This window comes from Xanthomonas sp. F10 (assembly GCF_014206815.1).
Taxonomy (GTDB): Bacteria; Pseudomonadota; Gammaproteobacteria; order Xanthomonadales; family Xanthomonadaceae; genus Xanthomonas_A; species Xanthomonas_A indica.
Map to the genome: position 1 here is coordinate 592,030 of NZ_JACHNP010000001.1, position 21,869 is coordinate 613,898.

The 21,869-nt window shown below is 71.3% G+C and carries 23 protein-coding genes; 16 read left to right on the top strand and 7 right to left on the bottom strand.

Annotated features, from left to right (window positions below; all coding sequences use genetic code 11):
- Positions 1-8: 8 nt before the first annotated feature.
- Complete coding sequence (locus FHR56_RS02600) at positions 9-623, bottom strand: CDP-alcohol phosphatidyltransferase family protein (protein ID WP_160946154.1); 615 nt, start codon at positions 621-623, stop codon at positions 9-11.
- A 66-nt stretch (positions 624-689) separates the two neighbouring features.
- On the opposite strand from FHR56_RS02600, the gene FHR56_RS02605 reads away from it, so the two are divergent.
- From FHR56_RS02605 to yccS, 6 genes are all read left to right on the top strand, one after another.
- The gene (locus FHR56_RS02605) at positions 690-857 is read left to right on the top strand and encodes a hypothetical protein (RefSeq protein WP_160946153.1); all 168 of its coding nucleotides are present in this window, start codon (positions 690-692) and stop codon (positions 855-857) included.
- A 109-nt stretch (positions 858-966) separates the two neighbouring features.
- On the top strand, positions 967-2,550 hold the full coding sequence (gene purH / locus FHR56_RS02610) for a bifunctional phosphoribosylaminoimidazolecarboxamide formyltransferase/IMP cyclohydrolase (protein WP_160946152.1): 1,584 nt from the start codon (positions 967-969) through the stop codon (positions 2,548-2,550).
- A 17-nt stretch (positions 2,551-2,567) separates the two neighbouring features.
- Entirely contained in the window at positions 2,568-3,419 is an 852-nt protein-coding gene (locus FHR56_RS02615) for a hypothetical protein (protein WP_160946151.1), read from the top strand.
- Between the two features lie 55 nt (positions 3,420-3,474).
- Positions 3,475-4,764 (top strand): phosphoribosylamine--glycine ligase, encoded by a 1,290-nt coding sequence (purD, locus tag FHR56_RS02620; protein ID WP_160946150.1) that lies wholly within the window; start codon positions 3,475-3,477, stop codon positions 4,762-4,764.
- A gap of 248 nt (positions 4,765-5,012) precedes the next feature.
- Positions 5,013-5,690 (top strand): uracil-DNA glycosylase family protein, encoded by a 678-nt coding sequence (locus FHR56_RS02625; protein ID WP_160946149.1) that lies wholly within the window; start codon positions 5,013-5,015, stop codon positions 5,688-5,690.
- 67 nt (positions 5,691-5,757) lie between these two features.
- The gene (yccS, locus tag FHR56_RS02630) at positions 5,758-7,980 is read left to right on the top strand and encodes a YccS family putative transporter (RefSeq protein ID WP_160946323.1); all 2,223 of its coding nucleotides are present in this window, start codon (positions 5,758-5,760) and stop codon (positions 7,978-7,980) included.
- Here the strand turns inward: yccS and FHR56_RS02635 are convergent.
- Positions 7,925-9,136, bottom strand: a complete 1,212-nt coding sequence (locus FHR56_RS02635; protein WP_160946148.1) for an MFS transporter — start codon at positions 9,134-9,136, stop codon at positions 7,925-7,927. The genes yccS and FHR56_RS02635 overlap by 56 nt on opposite strands.
- Positions 9,137-9,350: 214 nt before the next feature.
- Here FHR56_RS02635 and FHR56_RS02640 point away from each other — a divergent pair, with 214 nt between their 5' ends.
- The 8 genes from FHR56_RS02640 (at position 9,351) to FHR56_RS02675 (ending at position 15,318) form a co-directional block, all read left to right on the top strand.
- A complete protein-coding gene (locus FHR56_RS02640) occupies positions 9,351-10,277 on the top strand; it encodes a hypothetical protein (RefSeq protein WP_160946147.1) in 927 nt (308 codons plus the stop codon).
- A gap of 103 nt (positions 10,278-10,380) precedes the next feature.
- The gene (locus FHR56_RS02645) at positions 10,381-11,325 is read left to right on the top strand and encodes a LysR substrate-binding domain-containing protein (RefSeq protein WP_160946146.1); all 945 of its coding nucleotides are present in this window, start codon (positions 10,381-10,383) and stop codon (positions 11,323-11,325) included.
- A 27-nt stretch (positions 11,326-11,352) separates the two neighbouring features.
- On the top strand, positions 11,353-13,275 hold the full coding sequence (locus FHR56_RS02650) for an MFS transporter (protein ID WP_160946145.1): 1,923 nt from the start codon (positions 11,353-11,355) through the stop codon (positions 13,273-13,275).
- A 94-nt stretch (positions 13,276-13,369) separates the two neighbouring features.
- Complete coding sequence (locus FHR56_RS02655) at positions 13,370-13,669, top strand: CD225/dispanin family protein (protein ID WP_048489319.1); 300 nt, start codon at positions 13,370-13,372, stop codon at positions 13,667-13,669.
- Between the two features lie 46 nt (positions 13,670-13,715).
- Positions 13,716-13,997 carry a CD225/dispanin family protein gene (locus FHR56_RS02660; RefSeq protein WP_160946144.1) on the top strand — a complete coding sequence of 94 codons (282 nt, stop codon included), beginning with the start codon at positions 13,716-13,718 and terminating at the stop codon, positions 13,995-13,997.
- A 58-nt stretch (positions 13,998-14,055) separates the two neighbouring features.
- Positions 14,056-14,478, top strand: a complete 423-nt coding sequence (locus FHR56_RS02665; RefSeq protein ID WP_184502400.1) for a DUF2752 domain-containing protein — start codon at positions 14,056-14,058, stop codon at positions 14,476-14,478.
- A gap of 76 nt (positions 14,479-14,554) precedes the next feature.
- Complete coding sequence (locus tag FHR56_RS02670) at positions 14,555-14,905, top strand: CD225/dispanin family protein (RefSeq protein ID WP_160946142.1); 351 nt, start codon at positions 14,555-14,557, stop codon at positions 14,903-14,905.
- 5 nt (positions 14,906-14,910) lie between these two features.
- Positions 14,911-15,318: a DUF2752 domain-containing protein gene (locus FHR56_RS02675; RefSeq protein WP_160946141.1), complete on the top strand. Its 408-nt coding sequence runs from the start codon at positions 14,911-14,913 to the stop codon at positions 15,316-15,318.
- Between the two features lie 219 nt (positions 15,319-15,537).
- On the opposite strand, the gene FHR56_RS02680 is transcribed toward FHR56_RS02675, so the two are convergent.
- The 5 genes from FHR56_RS02680 to FHR56_RS02700 are packed head-to-tail and all read right to left on the bottom strand — an operon-like array spanning position 15,538 to position 19,071.
- On the bottom strand, positions 15,538-16,434 hold the full coding sequence (locus tag FHR56_RS02680) for a hypothetical protein (protein WP_160946140.1): 897 nt from the start codon (positions 16,432-16,434) through the stop codon (positions 15,538-15,540).
- A gap of 52 nt (positions 16,435-16,486) precedes the next feature.
- Positions 16,487-17,413, bottom strand: coding sequence for an NAD(+) diphosphatase (nudC, locus tag FHR56_RS02685; RefSeq protein ID WP_160946139.1), 927 nt, complete (start codon positions 17,411-17,413; stop codon positions 16,487-16,489).
- A 48-nt stretch (positions 17,414-17,461) separates the two neighbouring features.
- Positions 17,462-17,848: an iron-sulfur cluster insertion protein ErpA gene (gene erpA / locus FHR56_RS02690; protein WP_017908990.1), complete on the bottom strand. Its 387-nt coding sequence runs from the start codon at positions 17,846-17,848 to the stop codon at positions 17,462-17,464.
- Between the two features lie 31 nt (positions 17,849-17,879).
- Positions 17,880-18,329: a polymer-forming cytoskeletal protein gene (locus FHR56_RS02695; RefSeq protein ID WP_160946138.1), complete on the bottom strand. Its 450-nt coding sequence runs from the start codon at positions 18,327-18,329 to the stop codon at positions 17,880-17,882.
- Between the two features lie 7 nt (positions 18,330-18,336).
- Positions 18,337-19,071, bottom strand: a complete 735-nt coding sequence (locus FHR56_RS02700) for a DUF6776 family protein (RefSeq protein ID WP_160946137.1) — start codon at positions 19,069-19,071, stop codon at positions 18,337-18,339.
- A 192-nt stretch (positions 19,072-19,263) separates the two neighbouring features.
- On the opposite strand from FHR56_RS02700, the gene FHR56_RS02705 reads away from it, so the two are divergent.
- Both FHR56_RS02705 and FHR56_RS02710 read left to right on the top strand, forming a co-directional pair.
- The gene (locus tag FHR56_RS02705) at positions 19,264-19,896 is read left to right on the top strand and encodes a DUF4126 domain-containing protein (protein ID WP_160946136.1); all 633 of its coding nucleotides are present in this window, start codon (positions 19,264-19,266) and stop codon (positions 19,894-19,896) included.
- Positions 19,897-19,931: 35 nt separating this feature from the next.
- Complete coding sequence (locus tag FHR56_RS02710; protein ID WP_160946135.1) at positions 19,932-21,869, top strand: EAL domain-containing response regulator; 1,938 nt, start codon at positions 19,932-19,934, stop codon at positions 21,867-21,869.

The window sequence follows — 21,869 nt, forward strand, 5'->3', positions numbered from 1 at the left end:
GCCCCCACTCAGGCGCGCGTGGCCGCCTCGCGCAATCCGGCGGCGACCCGACGCACCACGGTCGCCACGCACAACAGCGCCACGCCCATGGCGACCCCAGTCACCGTCGCCGCCCCGATCCAGCCGCCGGCCAGCAGCAGCCCCAGCAGGCCGACGACGAAGGCACGATCGCTCTTGCCCATCGGCCCATCGTAGCGGCGACTGGCGCCGACCATCAGCCCGAGCACGCCCGCATATTCGGTCATCGCGGCAGTCAGCGCCATCAGCCACAGCCAGCCGGCGCCAACGCCGGGCACGCCAAGCAGGCTCAGGTACAGCGCCGCATCGGCGACCACGTCGCTCAGTTCGTTGAGGTAGGCGCCCAGCCGCGACTGCTGGCCGAACTCACGCGCCAGCATGCCGTCCACCGCGTTCAAGGCCATCCGCAGCAGCATCCAGACGGGAAGCAGCGCGTACCACAGCGGCTGCGTGGCGCCTTGCGCGTAGACCACCGCGGCGACCAGCAACGACAGCAGCGCCGCGGCCACGGTCACCTGGTTGGCGGTGACGCCGCGCCGGTACACCACGCGCACACCCGGCCGCAGCAGATCCTGGAAACGTCCTTTGAGGGCATAGATCGACACGCGCGTGGTCCTGACGGCGAGGGCGGGGCGGCGACAGCCTAATGCATCGCCGCGGCTGCGCGCGCGATGGCGCGCGCCGCCCGCCCCGCCGCCCGCTCGCCCACGGCAGGCGACGCGCGCGAGGCGACACCGCGGATGGGCGTGGTCGACACGCTGCACGGCGCGATGTCGCGCCGCCTGCGGTACGAGAGCGAAGCTGCCTATAGCCGCACCACCTTCGTCGCAATCGCCTGAAATGGGCCTTCGCATGCACGATCGGCGGGCCGGGCGCGCGCCCCGGCCGGGCGTCGGCGGGCCTCAGCGCCTACAATGGCGGCCCGTTCCGCTGCCCCCGCCCTGCCCCATGTCCTCCGATTTCCTGCCCGTGCGCCGGGCGCTGCTGTCCGTTTCCGACAAGACCGGCCTGATCGACCTGGCCCGCGCGCTGGCCGCGCGCAACGTCGAACTGCTGTCCACCGGCGGCACCGCCAAGGCGCTGCGCGAAGCCGGGCTGGCGGTGAAGGACGTGTCCGAGCTGACCGGCTTCCCGGAAATGATGGACGGCCGGGTCAAGACCCTGCATCCGCTGGTGCACGGCGGCCTGCTTGGCCGCGCCGGCACCGACGATGCGGTGATGGCCGAACACGGCATCGCCGCGATCGACCTGCTCGTGCTCAACCTGTATCCGTTCGAGCGGGTCACCGCCGATGCCAACTGCACGCTCGACGTGGCGGTCGAGAACATCGATATCGGCGGCCCTGCGATGCTGCGCTCGGCGGCCAAGAACTTCGCCCGCGTGGCGGTGGCCACCGATCCGACGCAGTACGCCGAGCTGCTGGCCGAACTGGAGGCCAACGACGGCCGCTTGTCGGCAGCCAAGCGCTTCGCCCTGGCCGTGGCCGCGTTCAACCGCGTCGCCCAGTACGACGCGGCGATCAGCAACTACCTGTCCGCAGTCACCGCCAGCGACGCCGCGGTGCCGGTGCGCAGCCCGTTCCCGGCGCAGATGAACTCCAGCTTCGTCAAGGTGATGGAACTGCGCTACGGCGAGAACCCGCACCAGCAGGCCGCGTTCTACCGCGACCTCTTCCCCACCCCCGGCACCCTGGCCACCTTCACCCAGCTGCAGGGCAAGGAGCTGTCCTACAACAACATCGCCGACAGCGACGCGGCCTGGGAGTGCGTGCGCCAGTTCGACGCGCCGGCCTGCGTCATCGTCAAGCACGCCAACCCGTGCGGCGTGGCGGTCGGCGCCGGCTGCGGCGACGCCTACGAACTGGCCTACGCCACCGACCCGACCAGCGCCTTCGGCGGCATCATCGCCTTCAACCGCACGCTGGATGCGGCCACCGCCAAGGTGATCCTGGACCGCCAGTTCGTCGAAGTGCTGATCGCCCCCGACTACGACGACGCCGCGCTCGAATACGCCAAGAAGAAGGCCAACGTGCGCGTGCTGCGCATCCCCGCCGGCGACGGCGCCTACGGCATCGACAGCAAGCGCGTTGGCTCCGGCATCCTGCTGCAGACCAGCGACGCGCATGTGGTGCCGCGCGATGCGCTGAAGGTGGTGACCCGCCTGGCGCCGACCGAGGCGCAGTTCGCCGACCTGCTGTTCGCGTGGAAGGTGGCCAAGTACGTCAAGTCCAACGCCATCGTCTACGCCAAGGACCACCGCACCATCGGCGTGGGCGCCGGGCAGATGAGCCGGGTGTATTCGGCGCGCATCGCCGGGATCAAGGCCACCGATGCCGGCCTGGCCGTGGAAGGCTCGGTGATGGCCTCCGATGCGTTCTTCCCGTTCCGCGACGGCATCGACGCCGCCGCCGCGGCCGGCATCAAGGCAGTGATCCAGCCCGGCGGTTCGATGCGCGACGCCGAGGTCATCGCCGCGGCCGACGAGCACGGCATCGCCATGGTGTTCACCGGCGTGCGCCACTTCCGGCACTGAGTCGCGGAGCGCTGCGCATGTCCGCTGTCGCGCCCCGTCCGCTCGCCATGCTGGCCCTGGCCGGCGTGCTCGTGCTCGGCGGCTGCACGCCGGCCGCTGCACCCGCCCCCAACGCGGCACCTGCGTCCGCCAGCGCCGCAGCGCCGGCCCACGTCAGCCGCACCGCGCGGCTGCAGGCGTTCCTGCAGCAACGCTACGGCAGCGCCGCCATGCTCGCCGGGCACTGGCCGGGGCAGTGGACCCAGGATGGCGCGAGCCATGCGGTGGACTGGCAGGTCTGCGCCGAACAGCCGGTGGTCATCGGCGACGGCTGGCAGCAGTTGCTGGCGGTGTGCGGCACGCTGCGCGATGCCGGCCATCCGGAGCCGGGCACCATCGACTTCTACGTGCTGCGCCCCGAGGGCCAGGGCTTCGCCGTCGCCGCCGAGCGCACCGGCGGCACCTACGGCAGCAACGGCCAGCCGGGCGAGGTCGGCATCGTCCGCGCCGGCAGCGACTTCTACGGGTTCCGCGTGGAGGACGGTTGGTTCGGCCAGGGCTATGCGCTGCAATCGCAAACGCTGATCCTGCCCGGCCCCAAGGGCCTGGTCGATGCCGGCAGCCTGCGCAGCCACATCGACAACGGCGCCGCCGCCGACTGCGACGCCGCCGATGCGGCAGCGGACTGCAAGGCCGGCCAGTTCGACCTCGACTTCGCCCTGCGCTTCGACGACCGCGACCACGCCGCCCGCGTGTGGCCGCTGCTGATCGAGGAAACCGGTGTGGATTGCGGCCAGCGTCAGGTCCAGCGCGAACACCGCTTCGTGCTGGACACGAAGACCTGGACCTACCATTTCCCCGAAGCGCTGCAGCGCGAAGGCTGCGCATGAGGCACGCGCGCCCGGTGCAGCCGATCCCCTTTCCCCTGCAATCTGGAATTCCGCGATGAAACTGCTCGTCATCGGCTCCGGCGGCCGCGAACACGCCCTGGCCTGGAAGCTGGCCCAGTCCCCCCGTGTCGACGAAGTGCTGGTGGCGCCCGGCAATGCCGGCACCGCCAGCGAGACCAAGTGCCGCAACGTGCCGGTCAAGGTGAACGACCTCGACGGGCTGCTGGCGCTGGCCCAGGACGAAGGCGTGGCGCTGACCGTGGTCGGCCCGGAAGTGCCGCTGGTGCTGGGCGTGGTCGACCGCTTCCGCGCCGCCGGGTTGCGCATCTTCGGTCCCAGCGCCGCCGCCGCGCAGCTGGAAGGCAGCAAGGCCTACGCCAAGGACTTCCTGCAGCGCCACGGCATTCCCACCGCGTTCTACGCCGTGCATACCGAGGTCGAGGCCGCATTGGCCTATGTCCGCGCCAAGGGCGCGCCGATCGTGATCAAGGCCGACGGTCTGGCCGCCGGCAAGGGCGTGATCGTGGCGATGTCGCTGGACGAGGCCGAGGCCGCGGTGCGCGACATGCTCTCCGGCAACGCCTTCGGCGACGCCGGCGCGCGCGTGGTGATCGAGGAATTCCTCGAGGGCGAGGAAGCCAGCTTCATCTCCATGGTCGACGGCCACACCGCGCTGCCGATGGCGACCAGCCAGGACCACAAGCGCGTCGGCGACGGCGACACCGGCCCCAACACCGGCGGCATGGGCGCGTACTCGCCGGCGCCGGTGGTCACGCCGGAAGTCCACGCGCGGGTGATGCGCGAGGTGGTGGAGCCGACCGTGCGCGGCATGCGCGCCGACGGTGTGCCGTTCACCGGCTTCCTCTACGCCGGGCTGATGATCGACGCCAGCGGCGCGCCCAAGGTGATCGAATTCAACGTGCGCTTCGGCGACCCGGAAACGCAGCCGGTGATGCTGCGCCTGCAGTCGGACCTGCTCGACCTGCTTGAGGCCGCGCTCGACGAGCGCCTGCACGCGACGCAGGCGCAGTGGGACCCGCGCCCGTCGCTGGGCGTGGTGCTGGCGGCGGCGCCGTATCCGGAGACCCCGGTCACCGGTGAGCCGATCACCGGCCTGGACGCGGTGCCGGCCAACGCCAAGGTGTTCCATGCCGGCACCACGCTGGACGCGCAGGGCCGCGTGCTCAGCGCCGGCGGCCGCGTGCTGTGCGTGGCCGCGCTGGGCGACAGCGTGGCGGAGGCGCAGCGGCATGCGTACGCCGGCGTGGAGCAGATTCATTGGGCCAGCGAATTCCACCGCCACGACATCGGCTGGCGTGCGATCGCGCGCGAGCAGGGGGCGTAGCACGTCGCCACGTGGAGGAGCGGCTTCAGCCGCGACGAGCGAAGCCCAAAGCACAGCTGACAACTTCACTCGTCGGGACTGAAGTCCCACAAGGATGCCCAGCCCGCTCCCTGTAGGAGCGGCTTCAGCCACGACACGGGCATGACCGGGAACGACGGTCGCGGCTGAAGCCGCGCCTACGGAGGCCCGCACGCGGCCACCATCGCCCTTGCGCTAGCCTGAAACCTCCCCCGGTTCGCGCAACCCCCATGCCCCTCTCCCCGACCCTCCGCACCCGCTTCCGCGCGCTCGCCGCGCAGACCGACGGCATCGACACCGCGGCCTATGCCGCCTGCGGCAAGGATCCGCTCGATCCCATCATCGGCCTCGGCCGCCGTGATGCACGCCTCTGCATCCTCGGCCGCGACCCGGGCCGCAGCGAGGTGGAGCACGGCGAGCCCTTCGTCGGCAGCGGCGGCCAGCTGGTGCGCAAGGCGCTGTACCGGCACCTGCACGACGGCGCGGAGATGCCCGATTTCGCCGCCGGGCTCGAGGCCGGCCGCGTTGCATTCTGGCTCAACACCGTGCCGTACAAGCCGGTGTGCAACAAGGCCTGGTCGATGCCGGTGAAGCGGCGCTTCCACCCGCTGATGCGGCGCCTGCTGCTCGAGCAGTGGCGCGGCCACGCCATCCTCACCCTCGGCCGCGAGGCCTTCCTGTGGTTCGGCATCGACCAGCCGCGCGAGGTGCGCGCGGCGCTGGACGCGTTCTGGGCGCGCGAGGACCGCTTCCAGGCGCAGACCGAGGTGGAGCTGCGCAGCGAGGACGGCCGCCGCACCCGCCGCGTGGTGCTGTCTCCGCTGCCGCACCCCTCGCCGCTCAACCAGACCTGGTACAAGCGCTTCCCCGCGCTGCTGGACGCGCGCCTGCGGCAACTGGACGTCTGAGCGCACTCGCGTAGACGGGCCCGCTCGAGGGGGATCGCATACAGCGACGGTGCGCTATCGTGTCGCGGTGCCGAGCCCCTCGATCGAAACCCGCCTGAGCCGCCTGTGGGCCCATGAAAAGGCCAGCTACGGGCTGCGCGTGTTCATCGCGCTGGCGGTGGCGATGGGCGTGTGCTGGCACCAGCAGCAACTGGAGGCAGTGCCGGCGATCTTCCTGGGCACCATCGCCAGCGCCATCGCCGAGACCGACGACAACTGGCTGGGCCGGATCAAGTCGGTGCTGCTGTCACTGCTGTGCTTTGCCGCCGCCGCGGCCGCGGTGGTGCTGCTGTTCCCGTATCCGTGGCCGTTCGCGGCGGGCCTGGCGCTGTCCACCTTCGCCCTGACCCTGCTCGGCGCGCTCGGCGAACGCTACGCCTCGATCGCCCAGGCCACGGTGGCGCTGGCGATCTACGCGATGATCGGCCTGGACCACGGCAACCAGAACGGCCACGTCGGCGGCAACGCCTGGCACGGCGTGGCCTTGTTGCTGCTCGGCGCCAGCTGGTACGGCGTGCTGTCGGTGCTGTGGACGGTGCTGTTCGCCAACCGGCCGGTGCGCGAGCGGCTGTCGCGGCTGTACCTGGAGCTGGGTCGCTACCTGCGGCTCAAGGCGGCCCTGTTCGAGCCGGTGCGGCAGAGCGACCTGCATGCGCGGCGGCTGGCGCTGGCCGAGCAGAACGCGCGGGTGGTGGCGGCGCTGAACGCGGCCAAGACCGCGATCATCAGCCGCTTCGGCCGCTCCGGCCGGCCCGGCGTGCAGTCGGGCCTGTACTTCCGCCTGTACTACATGGCGCAGGATTTCCACGAGCGCGCCAGTTCCTCGCACTACCCGTACGAGGCGCTGACCGACGCGTTCTTCCACAGCGACGTGCTGTACCGCTGCCAGCACCTGCTGGCCCTGCAGGGCAAGGCCTGCGCGGCCCTGGGCGAGGCGATCCGGCTGCGCCAGCCGTTCGACTACGGCGAGCAGACCCAGCAGGCCACCACCGATCTGCGGCAGTCGCTGGATTTCCTGCATGCCCGCGCCGATCCACGGCAGGCGCGGCTGCTCGGTTCGCTGGAACTGCTGGTGACCAACCTGCACAGCATCGAGCGGCGCCTGGCCGAGGCCGCGCAATCGGACACCACCAGCGACACCCTCGACACCCGCCTGCGCGACTCCTCGCCCCACACCCTGCGCGAAATGCTGCGGCGCATCGGCCAGCAGCTCACGCCCGGCTCGGTCCTGTTCCGGCACGGCCTGCGCATGGCCATCGCGCTGGTGGTGGGCTACGCCATCATGCAGTTGATCCACGCCAGCAACGGCTACTGGATCCTGTTGACCACCGCCTTCGTGTGCCGCCCCAACTACGGTGCCACCCGCCTGCGCCTGGCCCAGCGCATCGCCGGCACCCTCATCGGCCTGGGCGCGGCCTGGGCGCTGATGCAGCTGTTCCCCGGCACCGAGCTGCAGTTGCTGTTCGCATTGCTCGGCACGCTGGTGTTCTTCGTCACCCGCACCGACCGCTACATGCTTGCCACCGCGGCGATCACGGTGATGGCGCTGTTCTGCTTCAACCTGATCGGCGACGGTTTCATGCTGATCTGGCCGCGCCTGCTCGACACCCTGATCGGCTGCGCGATCGCCGCCGCCGCCTCGTTCCTGATCCTGCCGGACTGGCAGGGCCGGCGCCTCAACCAGGTGCTGGCGACGGTGCTGTCCAGCAGCGCGCGCTACCTGGCGCAGGTGCTGGAGCAGTACCGCAGCGGCATGCGCGACGACCTGCCCTACCGCATCGCCCGCCGCGACATGCATAACGCCGACGCCGCGCTGTCGGTGGCGTTGTCAAACATGCTGCGCGAGCCCGGCCGCTACCGCCGCAACCTGGACGCCGGCTTCCGCTTCCTGGCCCTCTCCAACACCTTGCTCGGCTACCTGTCGGCGCTGGGCGCGCACCGCGCCGCGCTGGCCGGCGAGACCGACCCGGACATCGCCCGCGCCGGCGATTACCTGCCGCAGGCGCTGGGCGCACTGGCCGACGCGCTGGCCGAGCGGCGCGCGCTGCCGGCCGCCGACGAACCCGCCGAGATCGCACTGGCCGACGCGCTGGAGCGCGAGGACGGCATCGACGAGGCCAAGCGCCGGCTGGTGCGCAACCAGCTCGCCCTGACCCTGCGCCTGCTGCCCAAGCTGCGTGCCGCCGCGCAGGCGGTCAGCGCCGCTCCGGCGCCGCCGGCGCCGGTGCTGGCCGCGCCGGCCGCACGCTGATGCCCATCCACAGCAAGGCCGCCACCGCCAGCGCCGCACCGCCGATCGCCACCCCGCGCCAGCCGGCGTAGGCGTAGGCTGCGGTGCCGAGGCTGGACCCGACCGCACCGCCGATGAAGTAGCAGGTGACGTAGGCCGAGGTGATGCGGTTGCGCGCGGCCGGATCCAGTTGGTAGATCACGCTCTGGTTGCCGATGTGCACGCCCTGCACCGCCACGTCCAGCAACACCACCCCGGCGATCAGCAACCACAGCGAGTGCGGCGCGCCGAGCAGCAACAGCCACGACAGCAGCAGCATGACCAGGCCACCCCAGCCGACCCAGTGGCCGGCGCCGCGGTCGGACAGCTTGCCGGAGAGATTGGCGGCGAACGCGCCGGCCGCGCCGATCAGCCCGAACAGGCCGATGGTCGCGGTGCCGTAGCGGTAGTCCGGGCCGGACAGCAGGAACGCCAGGGTGGTCCAGAACATGCTGAAGCCGGCGAACAGCAGCCCACCCAGCACCGAGCGCGCGCGCAGCACCGGCTCGTCGCGCAGCAGCGCCAGTACCGAGCCGATCAGGTGCGGATAGGACAGGTGCGGGTTGCCCGGGTGCCGCGGCAGGCCGCGCCACAGCAGGCCCGAGGCCACCAGGATCAGCGCCGCGGCCACCCAGTACACGGTGTGCCAGCCGCCGACGCCGGCCAGCAGGCCGGACACCGTGCGCGCCAGCAGGATGCCCAGCAGCAGCCCGCTCATCACCGTGCCGATGACCCGGCCGCGCTCGTGCGGCGCAGCCAGGGTGGCGGCGAACGGCACCAGGATCTGCGCCGCCACCGAGCTCAGGCCGGTGATCAGGGTGCCGAGCAGCAGCAGCGCGAAGCTGTGGGCCATCGCGCTGACCAGCAGGCCGACCGCGCTGAGCGCATACAGACCGACGATCAGGCTGCGGCGCTCGAAGCGGTCGCCCAGCGGCACCAGGAACAGCAGGCCGGCGGCATAGGCCAGCTGCGCGGTGGTGACCACCGCGCCGGCGCGACGCACGTCGATGGCGAAGGTCTGCGCCAGCACTTCCAGCAGCGGCTGCGCATAGTAGTTGCTGGCCACCGCCAGGCCGGTGGCGATGGCCATCAGCAGCACCAGGCCGCGGCGTATCGGCGGATGTGAGGTCGTGTCCATGGACGGGAACCGGATCGAAGAGAGGGGCGCAGTCTGTGGCGGCAGGATCGATCTTTCAAACGCATTTTTTTCACCACTGCCATCTGCTTTTGAGATAGCGTGAGCGTCGCTGCCGACGGCTGGGTCACGTCGGCGGATCGCGCTCCAAACGGACGCAACGTCCAGACTGGGACACAGCCACCCCGACCGCCATCGCTTTGAAGGAACCCGCACCATGCCCAGCACCGACATCGCCGAGGCGCTGCACCAGCACGGCTACGCGGTGGTCCGCGGCTTCCTGGGCGAAGGCGACATCCCCGACGGCCTGCTGCGCTTCCTGGAAGGCGCCGAGAAGTTCCACGACGGCGTGATCGGCGACCTGCCGGCGGCGGACATGCAGCGGATCCAGGCGCGCATCGCCGCCACCGTGCCGGCCGTGGCCGCGGCCATGGGCCTGGCGATCGCCGCCGACCGCTTCGGCTACTGCGCCATCCGCATCCGCGAGAGCCATGCCGCGCCGAGCCTGCGCCTGCCGTTCGACCAGCACCGCGATCCGAAGACTGCGCCGGGCGGCGCGCTCAACTGGCACCTGGACCACTTCAGCTATTTCCTGCATGGCGACCACCGCAACTACCTGATCTGCTACATGCCGGTGTTCAAGCCCGACGCCGGCCTGGCCAACGTGGCGATCGTCGCCGACGACGTGGTCGCGCGCCTGGATCCACGGTTGCATGAGCGCATCCAGGGCCGCGGCGCGCTGCGCTTCCGCTGCGTGGAGGCCGACACGCTGGACTGGTTCCGGCTGCGTTTTCCCGGGCAGGCCATCGCCATCGGCGACTGGTATGCGATCGAGGACCTGCACGACGCCAGTCCCGGCTGGAAGATCGGCTTCGACCTCGAAGCGCACAAGGTGGTGCCGCAGCTTGCGGTCGGCGACCTGCTGATCATGCGTGCCGACGTCATCCACCGCACCCACGACGCCGGCTGCGACCGCATCTCGGTGCGCTGCGATGCGCTGCCCGCGCATGCGCCGCGGCTGGACACGCTGTGCGGCCTGCTCGGCATCACCCTGCGCTACCCGTTCATGAGCCGCAAGCGCCGCTACAACATCCGCCTGTGGCTGCGCCAGCAATGGCGCAAGCGGCTGGGACGCCCGGCATGAGGCGGCGGCGGCAACAGACCGCGCAGCGACAAGCGGCGCTGCCTGCGAGCAGCGCCACCGCTGCTCGACCGCAACGTCGCCATGGTGCGCGCCAGGCAAGCCCATGCTGACCCTGCGCCAGCTCGAATTCGCCGTCGCCGTCGCCGAGGAAGGCAGCTTCACCGCGGCCGCGCGCCGCTGCCACACCGTGCAATCGGCGCTGAGCCACCAGATCGCCAAGATCGAGCAGGCGCTGGGCGCGCGGCTGTTCGAGCGCGGTGCGCGCCACGTGCGCGCCACCGCCGCCGGCGAGGTGTTCCTGCACAACGCACGCGCCACCCTGCGCGCGGCCGAGCGCCTGCACGAGGAGATGGCGCAGACCCTGGGCACGGTGCGCGGCCGCTTGCAGATCGGCCAGATCTCCTCGTTGAACGCGGTGCAGGTGCCGGCCGTGCTGCGCCAGTTCCGCCAGGCGCACAGTGCGGTGGACGTGCACCTGCGCACCGGCATGAGCGATGCGCTGCTGCTGGAGCTGAGCGAAGGCCGGCTCGACGTGGCCTTGGTCGGGGTCGGCCCGCACGTGGCGCTGCCGCCGCAGCACCTGCTGCTGCACGAGGAAGGGCTGGCGCTGATCGCCGCGCCCGGCAACCGCTTCGCCGCGCGCCGCGAGGTCGCCCTGCGTGAACTGGAGGACACACCGATGGCCGGGCTGACCCCCGGCGCCGGCGTGCGCGGCATCATCGACCGCGCCTTCGCCGCCGCCGGCCTGCGCCAGCGCCTGCAATACGAGGTCACCCACGCCGACCTGCAGCGGCAACTGGTGGCCGAGGACCTGGGCCTGGCGGTGGTGCCGCAGACCATGGCCACCGGCATGCACGGCGTGGCCACGGTGGCGTTGCGCGAGCGCTTCCGCTTCCTCACCTACGCCGTGTGGCGGCCGGACCCGACCCCGGCCGCGCGCGCCTTCATCGCCCTGCTGCGCGCGCGGCGCGACGCCCTCCAGGCCGCGTCGGACACCGCCGGGGCGCGCCGCCGCGCGCCACGCCTGCGCGCGCGGCGAACCTGCTAGGCTGCGCGCGTTCGCAAAGGAGCCTGCATGTCCGCCCACAGCCAGTTCGCCCTGCTGCGGCAACGCCGCTTTCTGCCGTTCTTCGTGGTCCAGGCGCTGGGCGCCTTCAACGACAACGTGTACCGGCAGGCGATCATCGGCCTGCTGTTCTATCTGGGCGTGACCCCCGAGCAGCGCACGCTGTACACCAACCTGGCGCCGGCGCTGTTCATCCTGCCGTACTTCCTGTTCTCCTCGCTGGCCGGGCAGATCGCCGAGAAGCTGGAGAAATCGCGGCTGGTGGTCATCACCACCACGATGGAGATCGGCATCATGTCGCTGGCCGCGGTCGGCTTCCTGACCGAGAACATGGCGGTGCTGCTGGTGGCGCTGTTCTGCACCGGCCTGCAATCGACCCTGTTCGGGCCGGTGAAGTATTCGATCCTGCCGTCGGTGCTCAAGCCGGAGGAACTGACCGGCGGCAACGGCCTGGTCGAGATGGGCACCTCGATCTCGATCCTGTGCGGCATGATCCTGGGCGGGCTGATCTTCCAGATCGCAGGCAGCCACGGGCCGGTAGCCGCGGCCACCGCGGTGGTGGCGCTGGCGGTCACCGGCAACCTGGTGGCGCGCTGCATCCCCAAGGTCGACGCCGGGGCGCCCGAGCTGAAGATCAACTGGAACCCGCTGCCGGAATCGCTGGCGATCATGCGCCTGACCCGGCGCCAGCTGGCGGTGCGCAACGCCGTGCTCGGCGTGTCCTGGTTCTGGTTCGTCGGCACCGTGCTCACCGCGCAGTTGCCGACCTACGCCGAACTCAACCTGGGCGGCGCGCAGGACCTGTACATCTTCGCCCTGGCGCTGTTCTCGATCGGCACCGGCACCGGCTCGCTGCTGTGCGAGAAGCTGTCCGGGCGCACCGTGGAAATCGGCCTGGTGCCGCTGGGCGCGTTCGGCATCAGCGCCTTCATGCTCGACCTGTACTTCGCCCGGCCCGGCGCCGCGCTGCAGACCGGCCTGGGCATCGGCCAGTTCGTGCACCAGGCCGGCAGCTGGCGGATCATGCTCGACCTGGTCGGCATCGGCCTGTGCACCGGCCTGTTCGTGGTGCCGCTGTTCGCGCTGATCCAGAGCCGCACGCCGAAGACGGAGCTGTCGCGCGTCATCGCCGGGCTCAACATCCAGAACTCGCTGTTCATCGTGCTGGCGGCGATGATCGGCATCGTCCTGCAGATGCGGGAGCTGCAGCTGTTCGGCACGCGCATCCCGATGCCCGGGCTGAGCATCCCGCAGGTGTTCCTGGCACTGGCCATCGCCAACGCGCTGGTGGCGATCTGGATCTTCAGCATCGTCCCCGAATTCCTGATGCGCTTCCTCAGCTGGGTGATGGTGCGCACGCTGTACCGGCTGCGCCTGCACGGGGTCGAACGTCACGTGCCCGAGGAAGGTGCCGCGCTGATCGTGTGCAACCACGTCAGCTACATGGACGCACTGGTGCTGGCCGCGGCGATTCCGCGGCCAGTGCGCTTCGTCATGTACTACCGCATCTTCAACATTCCGGTGATGCGCTGGATCTTCCGCACCGCCAAGGCGATCCCGATCGCCGGCGCGCGCGAAGACCCCGAACTGATGCAGCGCGCGTTCGACGCCATCGACGCCGCGCTCGCCGAAGGGGAACTGGTGTGCATCTTCCCCGAGGGCGCGCTGACCAAGGACGGCGAGATCGCCGCGTTCAAGTCCGGCGTGGAGAAGATCCTGGCGCGCCGCGCGGTGCCGGTGGTGCCGATGGCGCTGCGCAACATGTGGACCAGCATGTGGAGCAAGCGCGATTCGCGGTTGCGGCGCATGCGCGTGCCGCGGCGCTTCCGCGCGCATGTCGAGGTGATGGCCGATGCGCCGGTGCCCGGCGCGCAGGCCACCGCCGAGACCCTGGAAGCGCAGGTGCGGCGGCTGCGCGGCGATGCCGCCTGAGCGTGGCGCAGGTGCCGCGGGCGCGCGCTTCGGGTAAATTACCCGCAGGGGAGACGCCACAAGCAGCGGCGTCCATTGCGAAGGACCGAGGACAGTGAATCAGGTCGTACCACCACCAGCGCCCAACGCGACGGGCGTCTATGTGCCCAACAATCTCGTCTGGGCCATCCTCTCCACGCTGTTCTGCTGCCTGCCGCTGGGCATCGTCTCCATCGTCTACGCCTCGCAGGTGGATGGCCGCCGCGCCGCGGGCGACATCGCCGGCGCACGCGAGGCATCGCGCAAGGCCGGCCTATGGGCGATGTGGTCCGCGTTCGCGCTGCCGATCCTGATGGCGCTGTGGTTCCTGCTGTTCGGCGGCCTGGCCTTTCTCGGCAGCCTGACCAGCCACTGACCCTGGGCGTTTCCCGTTTCACCACCCAACCACCGGAGCAACACGGATGAATACCACCGCACCGCAAGTGTCCAACAACCTCGTCTGGGCGATCCTGACCACGCTGTTCTGCTGCCTGCCGCTGGGCATCGTGTCCATCGTCTACGCCGCGCAGGTCAACACCAAGCTCGCCGCGGGCGACGTGACCGGCGCGCGCGAGTCGGCGGACAAGGCCAAGAAGTGGGCGATCTACTCGGCGATCACCTCGGTGGTGCTGATCGTGCTGTACCTGATCTTCATCTTCGCCCTGGGCGGCCTGGGCATGATGCAGCAGTCGTCCATGTCCTGAGGACCGCGGCCGCCGTCGCCTGCGACGGCGGCCGGCCACACGCGCTCGCCTGCCTGCCATGTCCCTGCCGCGCCTGCAGTCCCTGCCCCGCTGGCTGCCGCTGGCCGCACTGAGCGGCGCCGCGGTGGTCGCCACCGTGGTGCTGCGCCGGGTCGATCCCAATGTCCCCGGCAATCCGCTGCCGGGCTGCCCGTTCCGCGCCCTCACCGGCCTGTATTGCCCCGGCTGCGGCAGCACCCGCTGCCTGCACGCGCTGGTGCATCTGGACCTGGCTCACGCCTGGAGCAGCAATCCCCTGCTGGTGGTGGCACTGCCGCTGCTGGCGATCATGGCGCTCAACGCCGCCGGCCTGCGCCTGCGCCCGCTGGCGCCGCTGCTGAAGATCCTCGCCGACCCGCGGCTGTGGCTGTGGGTGCTGCTCGGCTACGCGCTGCTGCGCAACCTGCCCTGGTCTCCCTTCACCCTGCTCGCGCCGCACTGACGGCCCGCCACACCCGCACCGCAGCGACTCGTCTAGACTCAGCAACTGCCGTGCACCACCCATCAAGGAGATCCACATGAGCACCGTCGGCCCCGTCACGCCTCCGCCCGCCCCCGCCTCCGGCGTTCCCGGTCCGGTCCCCAACCACCTGGCCTGGGCGATCATCTCGACCGTGCTCGGCTTCTGCCTGTGCTGCCCGGCGCTGATCACCGGCATCGTCGCCATCGTGTTCTCCAGCAAGGTCAACGGCCTGCTCAACCAGGGCGACCTGGAGGGTGCGCGCCGCGCCTCCAACACCGCCAAGACCTGGTGCTGGGTGACCACCGCGCTGGCCATCATCGGCCTGCTGATCAACATCGGCATGCTCGCCACCGGCGGCATGCAGAGCTACATGGACTACATGCAGCAGATCCAGCACGCGAGCTGATCGGCATGCGCGCCTGGCAACAACGGGCGTGCCTGGGCGCCGCCGCCGCACTCGCGGCCGGCGGCGCCACGCTGTTGTACCGCTTCGACCCCAATGCCGCGAACAACCCGTTCGCGCCGTGCATGTTTCATGCGCTCACCGGCTACTACTGCCCGGGCTGCGGCATGACGCGGGCGCTGCATGCGCTGGTGCATCTGGACCCGGTCGGTGCGTTCGCGATGAATCCCGGCGCGATGCTCGGCCTGGCGCTGCTGCCCGGCCTGGTCGCCTGGAAGGCCGGCTGGCGCGCAGCCTGGTTCGCACCGGTGATCAACGTGGTCTCGCGGCCGAACTTCTGGCTGGTCGCGCTGCCGGGCTACTGGATCGCACGCAACCTGCCGTGGTTCCCGTTCACCCTGCTGGCGCCGCACTAGCCGGCCTGCCGTATCCGCCGCGTCGCGTCGGGTAGCAGACGCGCACCTCCCAGCCCGGCTGATGGGCACCTCTCGTCACGTCGGCACGCGCCCTGTAGCAGCGGCTTCAGCCGCGCCAAGCGTTCCCGACAAGTCCGTCGCGGCTGAAGCCGCTCCTACGCGACAACGTCATGCGTGGCAGAAGCCGGTTGTGGAGGCGCCCTGATGTCGGGAGCAGCCTCAGCTGACCCAGCCGGCGATCACCAGCAGCGCCAGCAGCACCAGCCACAGCAGCAGCACCCGCCAGACCTGGCTCATCGCATCGCGCAGCTCGGGCAGGCGCCGCAGCGCCGGCACCACCATGCCCGCATCACTGTAGTCGTGCGCCTCGGCATCGAGTTCGCCGCGCACGCTGGCGCAGGCCACCGGCCCGAGGAAGCCGCTGTCCAGTTGCCAGCGCTTGCCGCCGGCGGCGCGCCAGGCACCGAACACCGCTTCGAAATTGCCGACCAGGGCCAGCGAAAACGTCATCAGGTGCGCCACCGGCCACTCCATCGCCGCCAGCAGCTGGCGCGCGCCGGCGGCGGTGGCCGGCGGCAGCCGCGACGCATACGGGCCGACCGCGGCCAGCGCCAGCAACCGGTAGCCCAGCGCGCCGAACGGCCCCAGCAGCAGGAACCAGAACAACACCGCGAACCAGCGCCGCAGCGCGCTGACCGCCACCGCCTCGACCAACCCGGCCGGATCGGCGCGCAGCGGCCCGCCATCGGCCTGCAACTGCGCCACCGCCAACTGCCGCGCCGCCGCATCGTCGGCGTCGATGATCGCTTCCACGTCGGTATCCAGGTCGCGCGGCCCCCAGCTGAAGGCCAGGACCGCGATCCCGAACAACAGCGTCAGCAGGCCCAGATGCGGCGCCGCCAGCAACCACTGCAACAGCCCGACCAGCAGCAGCGGCGGCAGCAACGCCAGCGCGATGCCGTAGCGGCCGCGCCAGGTGCTGCCCTCGCCGGCATGCGTGTCCAGCCAGCTCAGCCAGTCGCCGAAGGCGTCGAAGCGGCGCAACGAGGCCACCATGCCGGGCGCGACATGGCCCAGCACCAGGGCGACGATCACAGCGACGAGGGTCGTGAACATGCAGGTCCTCCGGGACCGTTCTGAAACGGATGCGCGCAGCGCGCCGGCGCGGTCAGGCCGGCGCGCCGTGCAGGTACCAGTCCTCGATCAGCGCACGGGCGATGGAAATGCGCGGCGGCAGGCGCAGGCCGTGGCCGTCGTCGGCACTGTCGCCGTGCGCCGCCAGGCGCGCCAGCGCGGCGCCGACCTCTTCGCGCTCGAACCAGCGCGCGTCTTCCAGTTCGCCGTCCACCTGCGGCGTGTCCGCTTCCGCCTGCGCGCTGAAGCCGAGCATCAGCGCGCCCGGAAACGGCCACGGCTGCGCACCGTAGTAGCGGCAACTGCCGGGCCGCACCCGCACCTGGGTCTCCTCGGCCACCTCGCGCGCCACCGTCTGCTCCAGCGATTCGCCCGGCTCGACGAAGCCGGCGATCACCGAGTAGCGCCGCGCCGGCCAGCTCGCCTGGCGCCCCAGCAGCAGGCGCCGGCCGTCGCTGACCGCGACGATCACCGCCGGATCCACCCGGGGATAGTGTTCGCTGGCGCACTGCGTGCAGACGCCGAGGAAACCACCGCGCTGCAGCGCGATGGCACCGCCGCACACGCCGCAGAAGCGGGTGCGCGCCTGCCAGTGCAGCATCGCGCGGGCGTAGGCGAACAGGCCGGCCTCCAGCGCCGGCCACTCGGCGGCGGCGCGGCGCAGGTCGATGCGCTGCGGCGGCGGCGCCCGCTGCGGCACCGCCTCGGCGGCCAGCGCGAACCAGGCCTGGCCGTGGTCCAGGCCGAGGAAGAGCGCCTGCTCCGCCGGCGCGCCAAGCGCGGCGGCGTTGGCGATCAGCGGGCGTCCGTCGGTCTCGGCATGCGCGTGCCCCTCGGCGTCCAGCACCAGCACCCGTGCCTGGTCCCAGGCCTGGCGCAGCGCGGCCGGATCGTTGCGCACGGTATCGGCACGGTCGATCGCGGGACCGGCGAAGGCGAAGGAGTCAGTCGGATCGGACATGCGCCGCAGGGTGCAGGCAAACCGTGCGTCCCGCAAGCCGCAGCGTGTCTACACGCTGAAGCTGCTGCCGCACCCGCAGGTGGTCTTGGCGTTGGGATTGCGGATCACGAACTGCGCCCCGTGCAGGCCCTCGCTGTAGTCCACTTCCGCGCCCATCAGGTACTGCAGGCTGAGCGGGTCGACCAGCAGGGTGACCTGGTCGGTCTGCACCGCCAGGTCGTCCTCGGCGCGGTTCTCGTCGAACTCGAAGCCGTACTGGAAACCGGAGCAGCCGCCGCCCTGGATGTACACGCGCAGCGCCAGCGCGTCGTTGCCTTCCTCGCGGATCAGCTCGCGCACCTTGGCCGCGGCGGCCGCGGTGAAGTTCAACGGCCGATCCAGCGACTGGTAGTCGGGCGTGGGCGCGGCGCCCGGCAGGGAAACAAGAGTGCTCATGGCGGCAGGATGGGGACGGCCGGCGCCCGAATCAAGCCTCGGCGGTCAGCGCGCGCGGCGGCTCGGCGTCGCCGGCGGCCTCGCGATGCGCTTCCGGCGGCGCCAGCGCGGCCAGGCTGCCGGCGTGGATCAGGCGCCCGGTCAGCTGCGCGCCGGCGTTCATCTCCACCACCTGGTAGTGCACGTTGCCCTGTACGCGCGCCTTCGACGCCAGTTCTACGCGCTCGGCGGCGTGCACGTCGCCGATCAGTTGACCGTTGATGATCACCACCGGCGCGCGCACCTCGCCCTCGATGCTGCCGTGCTCGGACAGGGTCAGCGTGGCCGGCGCGCCGTCCTCGGCCACGACCTTGCCGAGGATGCGCCCTTCCACGTAGAGCCCGCCGCTGAACACCAGGTCGCCGCGGATCACCACCTGCGCGCCGATCAGCGTATCGACCACGGTCTGGCCGCTGCTGCGGCTGTTCTTGTTTCCAAACATAGGCTGATTATTCCCCTTTGCCGTTACCGGCCAATGTCCAATCGAAGGTCTGGCTGACCGGCGCCCCGCCGCCGCTCAATACCACCCGCACCCGTTGCGGCGTGAAGCCCTTGGGCAGGATCACGCTGCCATCCAGTTGCTGGAAGTAGCGGAACGAGTAGTCCTGCCCGGGCACACCGGTCTTCTGGTGCAATTCGTCCCAGCCCACGCTGGTCAGCTTGCCGCCGCGCACGCCTTCCACGGTCAGGCGCAGTTGGCCCTGGCTGATCGCACCGCGGTTGAGGTTCTGGGTCAGCACCACGTTGTAGCGCCAGGTGCCGCCGGCCTCGGCGGAAAATTCCACCGAATGCACGCTCAGGCCCTTGCGCTGGCTGGTGGCGCCGACCAGGCGCTCGTAGAAGGCCACGTCGGCACGCAGCCCGGCGATCTCCTCGTCGCGCTCGGCCAGCGAACTCTGCACCTCGTTGTTGGCGGCGCGGCTGATCTGGTCGGAGCGGGCCAGGGTGGCCTGGCGCTGGTTGAGCGTCTCGATCTGCCGCTGTTGCGCCTGCAGGTTGCGCTCGGCCTCGCGCAACTGCGCGCTGACCGCACTCAGCCGCGGTGCGGCCTGGCGGCTGGCCAGCCACCAGGTCAGCGCCAGCGACAGCAGCCACAGTCCGGCCAGCAGCAGCCACAACCCGCGGCCGCGGCGGGGCGCGGCGCCGTTGGGCACGATCTGGAAACGGGGAACGGGTCGGTTCATGCGCGCTGCCGCGCCACCGAGGCGGCGCCGGCGTCGATCCTCGCGGGTCGGCCTGCTGGGCCACCTAGTGTAAGCCACCCTCCTGAGCGGCGCCGGACTGCACCGCATCCCACGCCCCGCCCCGCGGGCTGGCCTTCGCGGCAGGCTTGGCCGATAGTGGCCGGCATCCGTGCAGTTGCAGGAGCGCCTGCCATGACCGACGCCCATCTTTTCGTAATCGGCATCCTGCTGGCCTGGCTGGCCGGCATCCGCGTCTACCTGACCGTGTTCGGGGTCGGCCTGGCCGGCCTGCTCGGCTGGCTGGACCTGCCGCCGGCGCTGCAGGCGACGCAGTCGTGGTGGGTGCTCGGCACCTCCGGCGCGCTGGCGCTGGCCGAGTTCTTCGCCGACAAGATCCCCGGCGTGGATTCGGTGTGGGACCTGCTGCAGACCCTGACCCGGATCCCCGCCGGCGCCTTCCTGGCCGCGGCCACGCTCTCGCCCGACGGCCAGCTCGGCGCCGGCGCGCTGGCCACCGGGGCCGGCGTGGCCCTGACCAGCCACGCGCTCAAGGCCGGGACCCGCGCCCTGCTCAACACCTCGCCGGAGCCGGCCAGCAACTGGATCGCCTCGCTGGCCGAGGATTCGGTGGTGATCGCCGCCCTGGCCCTGGCCCTGGCCCTGGCGCACCCGTGGCTGGCGTTGGCCGTGGTGCTGGCGGCAAGCGTGCTCGGCGCGCTGCTGGTGTGGTGGACGTGGCGCCTGCTGTGGCGGGGCATGCGACGCCTGCTGGCGCCGGCGGCGCCGTCTGCCGCGCCGCAAGGCACGCAGCCTTCGCGAACTTGATCGCATAATTGGACGCGCACCAGGAACCAGACGCGATGCCCGCCAACGACGCCGCTCCGCTTTCCCATCGCGAGGACCCGCGCGCGCGCCATGTCCGCGCCGAAACCCCGCCGCCGCACTACTGGCGCCGCTGGGTCGGCGACGCGCAGACCACGGCGCCCGCTGACCTCGCCGCCGATGATCGCGTGGCCGCTCTCGCGGCCGACTCCACGGCGGCCGCCATGCCGCTGGCCAGCAGCGAGCACGACGACGGCCCGGCCGATGCCAGCGCGGCCGCCTTCGTCGTCGCCGACACCGACGCCGATCCCGCCGCACAGGCCGCGGCCGCAGCCGCGCCCTACCGCGTGCTGATCGTCGAGGACGACCGCGCGCAGGCGCTGTTCGCGCAGAGCGTGCTGCACGGTGCCGGCATGCACGCGCAGGTGCAGATGCAGGCCGAAGACGTGCAGCAGGCCATCGTCGACTACCGCCCGGACCTGATCCTGATGGATCTGCACATGCCGGGCCTGGACGGCATGCGCCTGACCACCCTGATCCGCCAGCAGCCGCAGCACCAGTTGTTGCCGATCGTGTTCCTGTCCGGCGATGCGGATCCGGAGCTGGAGTACGAAGTGCTCGACAGCGGCGCCGACGACTTCCTGACCAAGCCGATCCGGCCGCGGCACCTGATCGCCGCGGTCTCCAACCGCATCCGCCGCGCGCGCCAGCAGGCGCAGCAGGACCACGCCGAGGCGGCGCCGCTGAACAATCCCGAGACCGGCCTGCCGACCCGCGCGCATCTGCTGCAGCTGCTGGACACGACGCTGCGCGCGCGCCGCCCCGGCAGCCTGTACTTCATCGAGATCGCCAGCGCGCTCGGCCTGCGCGAACGCTACGGCTACGCCGCATTCGAGCGGCTGATGGCGCAGGTCGGGCGCCGCCTGGCCGGCATCACCGCGCCGCAGCCGCTGGCGCGGCTCAACGACAACAGTTTCCTGCTGCTGGCCGAGGACGCCGATGCCGACGCGCAGCGGCAGCGCGCGCAGGGCCTGCGCGACACCCTGTCCGGCCACGCCTTCCCGCTGCGCGAGGACGAGGCGCTGCACCTGCGCTGCGCGATCGGCTATGCCGACTTCGGCCATGGCTTCGAGGACGCGGGCAGCGCGCTGGAGGCAGTGGAACGCACCGCGCTGCAGGCGCGGCTGCAGCCGCAGGGCATCGCCGCCTACGTGCCGCCGCGCGCGGACGAGGACCTGCAACGCATCGCCATGCTGGAGGGGCAGCTGGAACCGGCCTACCAGCCGATCGTCGCCGTCGCCGGCGGCGACATCGCCCAGTACCAGGTGCTGCTGCGCCTGCGCCAGCGCGACGGCAGCCTGCTCTCGGCCGGCCAGGTGCTGCCGGCGGCGGAGGCCGGCGGCCGCATCGCCGACCTCGACCAGCAGGTGCTGGACCACGCGCTGGGCCTGCTGCACCTGTACCAGCACGCCACCCCGCCGCTGCGCCTGTTCGTGTCGCAATCCTCGCGTACGCTGGCGCGCACCGCCTTCGCCGAATGGCTGATCGACACCATCGGCCGCCGTGGCGTCACCGGCACCTCGCTGGTGATCGACCTGCGCCTGGACGATGCGCTGGTCCATACCGCCACGCTGCAGCAGTTCTGCGCGCGGCTGATGCCGCTGGGCGTGCAGTTCTGCATCAGCCAGTTCGAGCCGGGCGCCGAAGCCGAGGCCCTGCTCGCGCACCTGCCGCTGGGCTATCTGCGCCTGTCGGCACGCTTCGCCGGCGCGCATGCCGATCCGGATCTGCGCGACCAGCTGCGCGCCACCATCGACCTGGCGCACCGCGCCGGCCTGCTGATCATCGGCCAGCAGATCGAGCAGGCGCAGGCGGCGGCCGCGATGTGGATGGGCGGGGTCGATTTCATCCAGGGCAACCTGGTGCAGTCGGTCGGCGACCAGCTGAACTTCGACTTCCAGAACGCGGTGCTGTAG